Here is a 7110-nt window from a genome sequence, read left to right on the forward strand (position 1 = left end):
GCCCAGCCCGACTGCACCGAGCCCACGGCACGTCCGCGATATTGCGGCCGGATCGCTTCACCCATGAGCACGGCGCCCGCCGCCCATTCGCCGCCGAAGCCGAGGCCGAGCACGGCACGTGCAATCAGGAGCTGGTCGAAGTTCTGCACGACGGCACAGACCAGCGAGAAGAACGAGAACCAGATGATGGTGATCTGGAGCGTTCTCACCCGCCCGATATGGTCGGAGAGATAACCGCCGAGCCAGCCGCCGATCGCGGAGGCGAGCAGCGTCACCGTTCCGGCAAGGCCAGCGGAGGCCGCATCGACCTTCCACAGCGCGATGATGGTGCCGATCACCAGCGGATAGATCATGAAGTCCATGCCGTCGAGCGCCCACCCGGCCGCACAGGCCCAGAACGTCCGGCGCTCCGGCGTGCTCATGTCGCGATAGAACGCCAGCAGGCTGGTGTCCTCGATCTCGGCGCGTTCGATACGCTGGTTCGGATCGGTCGTCGTCATGTGCGTCTCCCCGGCAGTTTCTTGAAAGCTGCGCTTTGGTAGCACGCGTGGTCGCGGGAGCTAGCGGGCCCGCGCTCCCGTGCCATGCAAATGACCGGCCTACTGCCCCGCGGCCTCCGCACCGCGCGTGCGCAGATCGGGCGCGCCGAGCGGCCCGTTCGGAGTCACGAGGATCGAATTGGCCGACGTCTGCCCCATCGGCTCGACGACGAAATGACCCATTGCCTTCAGGCTGAGCAGCACGTCGTCGGGAAAGCCGCGCTCGATGCGCACTTCGTCCGGCAGCCATTGATGATGCAGCCGCGGCGTCGAAACGGCAGCGGCCACGTCCATCTTGTAGTCGAGGACGTTCACGATCACCTGGAGCACCGTCGAGATGATGCGGCTGCCACCGGGCGAACCTGTCACCAGCACCGGCTTGCCGTCCCGCAGCACGATGGTCGGTGACATCGAGGATAGCGGCCGCTTGCCCGGTCCGGGCAGATTGGCCTCGAAGCCGACCAGGCCATAGGCATTGGAAGCGCCGATCGCTGCGGTGAAGTCGTCGAGTTCGTTGTTGAGCAGCACGCCGGTGCCGTCGGCGACGAGGCCGACGCCATAACTGAAGTTCAGCGTATAGGTGTTGCTGACGGCGTTGCCGCGGCCGTCGACGACCGAGAAATGCGTGGTGTTGCTGCCCTCGCGCGGTGAGGGAGCCGCCGAAGCCAGCTCCTTCGACGGCGTGGCGCGATCGGCGGAGATGCCTGCGCGCAACTTGGCGGCGTAGTCCTTGGCGGTCAGCGTCTCGATTGGTGCGTTGACGAAGGCGGGATCGCCGAGATAGCGCGCACGGTCCGCATAGGCGCGCTTCATGGCTTCGATCAAAAGATGCAGCGACGCCGGCGAACCCTGCTTCAAATCCGCGAGCTGGAAGCCTTCGAGAATGTTGAGGGTCTCCACCAGCACCACGCCGCCAGACGAAGGCAGCGGCATCGATACGATGTCGTAGCCGCGATAGGTGCCGCGCACCGGCGCGCGGATCACCGCCTGATAGGATTTCAGGTCGGCCGGCGTCATGATGCCGCCGGCGTCCGTCACGGCCTTGGCGAGCTTTTCCGCAACCGGCCCCTCATAGAAGCCGCGTGGCCCCTGCGCCGCGACGGCTGACAGCGTTTCAGCGAGATCGCCCTGCACCAGCCTGTCGCCTTCACTGATCGGCGTGCCATCCGGCCGCGAGAAGATTTTGGCCGAGGAAGGCCAGCGTGCCAGCCGCCGGTGCCAGCCCGGCAGCGTGTCTGCCATGTCGTCGCTGACGACAAAACCATCGCGGGCGAGTGCAATCGCAGGCTCGAGCAGTTGTGCCAGCGTGAACTGGCCCGAGCCGTATTTTTCCAATGCGAGAGCGAGACCTGCGACGGTGCCGGGCACGCCAATGCCAAGCGCGGAATCCCGTGATTTCGCTACGTCCGGCTTGCCGTCGGGTCCGAGGAATATTTGTGGCGTGGTCGCCGCGGGCGCCGTCTCGCGGTAATCAATCGTGATGTCTTCATTGCGATCGACGGAATGGATCACCATAAAACCGCCGCCGCCGACATTGCCGGCGCGCGGATAGGTCACGGCCATCGCAAAACCGGTCGCGACGGCGGCATCGACCGCATTACCGCCGCGCCGCAGGATGTCGGCACCGACCTGCGCAGATATCTTCTCCTGCGCGACCACCATGCCGTGTTCGGCGGCGACGGCGCGCACGTGGTCGCGGGCGGGCGGGACATAGCCCTGCCGCGCATCCTGTGCCGTCGCGGGCACAAGGCCCAGCGCCAGCGTGGCAATGGCGGCCAAAAATGTCCGTCGTGTCGAATATGAGGACATCATCAAAATTTCCGTCGTGCCCTCGGGCCAGTTCACACCCGTCACGGCAATGCTATACGGTTTGCCCCAAGACAGGCAAAACTGTTCGTGATGAGGACTGCGTGATGACGACGATCGCCCCCGATGCGCGCATGGCCGGCGTACCGCGGACCTATCCGCCGCGCGCCGCCGTCGTCAGCTGGATCTTCTTCGACTGGGCTGCGCAGCCCTATTTCACGCTGATCACGACCTTCGTGTTTGCGCCCTATTTCGCCACCAGCATCGCGCCGAATCCCGCCACCGGCCAATCATTGTGGGGATTTGCGATGGCGGCTGCGGGTCTCGCCATCGCGCTGCTGTCGCCCGTGCTTGGGGCCATCGCCGATGCGTCCGGCCGCAGGAAGCCCTGGATCGCAGGGTTCGGCGCGGTGCTGGTGCTGGCGTCCTGCACGCTTTGGATCGGCAAGCCCGGCGATCCCTCGGTCATTCCGCCGCTGCTCACCGCGGTGGCGCTCGCCAGTGTCGGCGCGGAATTCGGCACGCTCTTCAACAATGCGATGATGCCGACGCTGGTGCCGCCGGAGCGGATCGGTCGGCTTTCCGGCACCGGCTGGGCGACCGGCTATGTCGGCGGCATCGTCAGCCTGATCATCGTACTCGGCCTCCTCGCCGCCAATCCCGAGACCGGCCGCACATTGCTCGGTCTTTCGCCGCTGTTTGGGCTCGATCCGGTCAGCCATCAGGGCGATCGCATCGTCGGGCCGCTGACCGGACTGTGGTTCGTGATCTTCGTGACGCCGCTGTTCCTGTTCACGCCTGACTATCCGGCGAAGCGCCCGCTGCGCGAGGCGTTGCACGAAGGACTGTGGGAGCTGAAGCAGTCGATCAAGAGCCTGCCGAAGCAGCAGTCGCTCGCGGCCTTCCTGCTCGCCAACATGATCTACACCGACGGCCTGGTGTCGCTGTTCGCCTTCGGCGGCATCTATGCCGCGGGCACCTTCGGCTGGCACACGATTCAGATCGGCACCTTCGGCATCATGCTCGCGATCGCCGGCGCATTGGGCGCCTGGCTTGGCGGCAAGTTGGATGATCGTCTCGGGCCGAAGCGCGTCATTGCCGGCAGCCTGCTGGTCCTGTTGCTGTCGGTGGCGGCAATCCTACTGGTCGACAAGGACAGCGTGTTGTTCGTCAAGGTCGCGCCGCCGCAATCAGGCGCTCCCTTGTTCTCGAGCGCCGCGGAGCGCGCCTATCTGGTGCTGGGCTGCCTCATCGGCGCGGCCGGTGGTCCACTCCAGGCGGCCTCACGCACGCTGCTGATCCGCCTCGCACCGAAAGACCGCATCGCCCAGTATTTCGGCCTGTTCGCACTGACCGGGAAGGTGACGTCCTTCATCGGACCGCTTCTGATCGGCGTGATCACGGCGGTGACCGCAAGCCAGAAGGCCGGCATGGCCGTGCTGGTGGTGTTCTTCGTCACGGGATTGGCGCTGTTGATGCGGGTGCGGGATTAACCCGCACGACCCTGTTTCACCGCTCGTCATTGCGAGGAGCGAAAGCGACGAAGCAATCCAGACTTCTTTTGCGGAAAGATTCTGGATTGCTTCGCTTCGCTCGCAATGACGCGGTCGGTGGGATCGTCGTCGCTCTGCAGCCGTTACGCCGATCGGCTCAGTGCCTGAAGTGCCGGGTGCCCGTGAACACCATGGCGATGCCGTGCTCGTCGGCCGCCTTGATCACCTCGTCGTCGCGCATGGAGCCGCCGGGCTGCACCACGGCGGTGGCGCCGGCCTCGATGCAGGCGAGCATGCCGTCGGCGAACGGGAAGAACGCATCCGAGGCCACCACCGAGCCCTTGGTGAGCGGTTCGGCGAGCTTCAGCTCGTTCGCCGCATCCTGGGCTTTTCGCGCCGCGATCCGCGCTGAATCCACCCGGCTCATCTGGCCCGCGCCGATGCCGACGGTGGCGAGATCCCTAGCGTAGATGATGGTGTTGGACTTGACGTGCTTTGCCACGCGGAATGCAAACTTCAGGTCGCGCATCTCGCCGTCAGTTGGTGCACGCTTGGTCACGACCTTGAAGGTCATGTCGTCGACCACAGCATTGTCGCGGCTCTGCACCAGCAGGCCGCCGGCAACCGTCTTGGCGGTGAGACCCGGCGCGCGCGGGTCGGGCAGGCTGCCGGCGAGCAGCAGGCGGAGGTTCTTGCGCGCGCCGATGATGGCGATCGCTTCCTCGCTGGCGTCGGGCGCGATGATCACCTCGGTGAAGATTTTTGTGATCTCGCGCGCGGTATCGGCGTCGAGCGCACGGTTCATTGCGATGATGCCGCCGAACGCCGAGGTGGAATCGCAGGCCAGCGCCTTGCGATAGGCGCTGACGAGGTCGGAGCCTTCCGCCACGCCGCAGGGATTGGCGTGTTTGACGATGACGCAGGCCGCGGTGCGCTTGGCGTCGAACTCGCCGATGCATTCATAGGCCGCGTCGGTGTCGTTGATGTTGTTATAGGAGAGCTCCTTGCCCTGGAGCTGGCGCGCGGTCGACACGCCCGGGCGCTTGTCGGGCGTCGCATAGAACGCCGCGGTCTGGTGCGGGTTCTCGCCATAACGGAGCGACTGGATCAGGCGGCCGCCGAAGGCGCGGAAGTCGGGCGCGTCGATCTCGAGCTGGCGGTTGAACCAGTTCGAGATCGCGGCATCGTAAGCGCCGGTGCGCGCATAGGCCTTTGCCGCAAGCCGCCGGCGCAGCTTCAGGGTGGTCGCGCCGTTGTTGGCGGCGAGCTCGTCGAGCACGGCCTTGTAGTCCTCGGCCTCGACCACGACCGCGACGTCGTCATGGTTCTTGGCCGCAGCGCGGATCATCGCGGGGCCGCCGATGTCGATATTCTCGATGCAATCCTCGAAGCCGGCGCCTTTGTCGACGGTCGCCTCGAACGGATAGAGATTGACGACGAGCAGATCGATCGGCGCGATGCCGTGCGCCTTCATTGCCTCCGCGTGCTCCTTGTTGTCGCGGATCGCGAGCAGGCCGCCATGCACCTTCGGATGCAGCGTCTTGACGCGGCCGTCCATCATCTCGGGGAAGCCGGTCAGGTCGGAGACGTCCTTCACCTTGAGACCGGCCGCGGCGATCGCTTTCGCGGTGCCGCCCGTCGAGACCAGCTCGACGTCGTGCGCGGCAAGCGCCTTGGCAAACTCGATCAGGCCGGTCTTGTCGGAGACGGAGAGAAGAGCGCGGGTGACGCGGCGGGGATGGTCAGTCATGAGCAAGATCCTCTGTTCAGGGAGTGTCTATGCCCAGGCGCGCGGCGTCTATGTCCCGCGCTTCCCGATGGTGCTCCATCCAAGGTCGCCAGTCGCGCGAGCGAGGGCTCGATAGCAGTTTTCGGCGTGCTTCACAACGTTCAGATGAGGCTGAATCCGCGCGTTTACAGCGGAAGTTCCGGTTCACGCCGGGCGTTGCGGCGGGCATTGGTGACGGTCGGCGACGCCGTGGAGCGGATGAAGCTCCAGCGGATCGAGGGTGCCTGCCGCGCGTCCTGCCGGATCACGATCTGGGCGGTGCGGCGCGGGCCGTCATTGCCGGCCAGGAACACGCTGTCCTCGAGGTCGACCTTGTCGTCGAGCGCCTCGAAGGTCCAGACGTCGCGGTTCGGCAGCACCAGCATGACGCCGCGCGCATCCGACAGCCGGCTCGCCTTCACCGCCGGATGCAGATGGAAGCGCAGCGCGAAATCGGCGTCCGCGCCCTTGAAGCGTCCGCCCTGCGGCGGCGACAGCGTATCCTCGCCGTCGATGCGCGCGCCGTCATTGGCGATCATCAGCACCCGGCGATGGATCGCGCCGAATTTGCCGAGATAGCCGTCATGCGAGGTCGTGAGCAGCGTGCCGTTCTGCACGATCTCGCGATAGCTCTCCACCTCGACGGGCCCGCTGGTGACGGGCGAGCCGTGCAGGAGCCGCTTCATCGCCGACATCTCCACGAACTGGCATGACGAGGCGTTGTGATAGGTTAGCGTCGAATGCGCCGCCGTGCCGCGTGCGAACGGCCGCCAATTGTCGCGGCCCGTGGTCGGCATGCCGCAATTGGTGACGATGCGGCTGATCCCGGAGGACAGTTCGAACGACAGACAGCCGGCATGGGCGTCGTGACTGACGCCGGCGGGCGGCGGCGGACCGGTGTCGATGATCAAAGTGGTCTGGCCGGCATCGAGGCGCTGAAAACCGGTATGCGGCATGTTCGCCATCGGCACGCCGTGGGTGTCGTCATAGGCGAGCAGCGTCGCGAGCAGGTCCGAAGATGTCGCGCTCATGCCGTTGAACAGCGCGAAATTTCCGTCGCCATGCCGGAAGAAACGCAGCATCGGCATCATGCGGTCGATCGCGTTGAGCAGTGCCGGCGGCGGCGCGATGTTGCGCGCGGCAAAGGTCTGCCGCAGCGGCAGCAGGTCGATCAAGAGTTCGATCAGCGCGCCCGGGTTGCGTGAGATATGTCCGCCGTCGGGCAGGATCTGCCGCTGCAATTCGTCGGAGAGTCTTTTCGAGGCGTTGCGGATGTGGCTGGCCTGGTTGGCGAGGCACAGGGCCGCATAGCACAGCGCGATCAGCACCTGGAGTTTCGGCACCCCGTCCGGAATGTTGACCATGGTGTAGCGCAGGAAGCGGATCTCGCGGGCCAAGGCGCGCAGATAGCGGCGGTAGAATTTGTTGTCGGTCTCGTTGAGCACCAGCGGCGCCTGCGACAGCAGCGAGATCACGCGCCGGGCCAGCACGTCGGCGCGGCGCG

The 7110-nt window shown here is 65.8% G+C and carries 5 protein-coding genes and 1 riboswitch; of the genes, 1 reads left to right on the top strand and 4 read right to left on the bottom strand.

The window, feature by feature from the left end:
• Together MOV75_RS21505 and ggt are read right to left on the bottom strand one after the other, a co-directional pair.
• The coding region (locus MOV75_RS21505; RefSeq protein WP_247006552.1) for an MFS transporter at positions 1-500 on the bottom strand (500 nt) is incomplete at its 3' end.
• A gap of 99 nt (positions 501-599) precedes the next feature.
• Positions 600-2351 (bottom strand): gamma-glutamyltransferase, encoded by a 1752-nt coding sequence (gene ggt / locus MOV75_RS21510; protein WP_247006554.1) that lies wholly within the window; start codon positions 2349-2351, stop codon positions 600-602.
• 101 nt (positions 2352-2452) lie between these two features.
• Here ggt and MOV75_RS21515 point away from each other — a divergent pair, with 101 nt between their 5' ends.
• A complete protein-coding gene (locus tag MOV75_RS21515; RefSeq protein ID WP_246930743.1) occupies positions 2453-3838 on the top strand; it encodes an MFS transporter in 1386 nt (461 codons plus the stop codon).
• Positions 3839-3995: 157 nt separating this feature from the next.
• Here MOV75_RS21515 and purH read toward each other — a convergent pair whose 3' ends face one another.
• Both purH and MOV75_RS21525 read right to left on the bottom strand, forming a co-directional pair.
• Complete coding sequence (gene purH / locus MOV75_RS21520) at positions 3996-5588, bottom strand: bifunctional phosphoribosylaminoimidazolecarboxamide formyltransferase/IMP cyclohydrolase (protein WP_246930745.1); 1593 nt, start codon at positions 5586-5588, stop codon at positions 3996-3998.
• A 24-nt stretch (positions 5589-5612) separates the two neighbouring features.
• A riboswitch (ZMP/ZTP riboswitch) is annotated at positions 5613-5694 on the bottom strand.
• 58 nt (positions 5695-5752) lie between these two features.
• The coding region (locus MOV75_RS21525) for a heparinase II/III family protein (RefSeq protein WP_247006556.1) at positions 5753-7110 on the bottom strand (1358 nt) is incomplete at its 5' end.

The organism is Bradyrhizobium sp. PRIMUS42, from assembly GCF_023006515.1.
Taxonomy (GTDB): Bacteria; Pseudomonadota; Alphaproteobacteria; order Rhizobiales; family Xanthobacteraceae; genus Bradyrhizobium.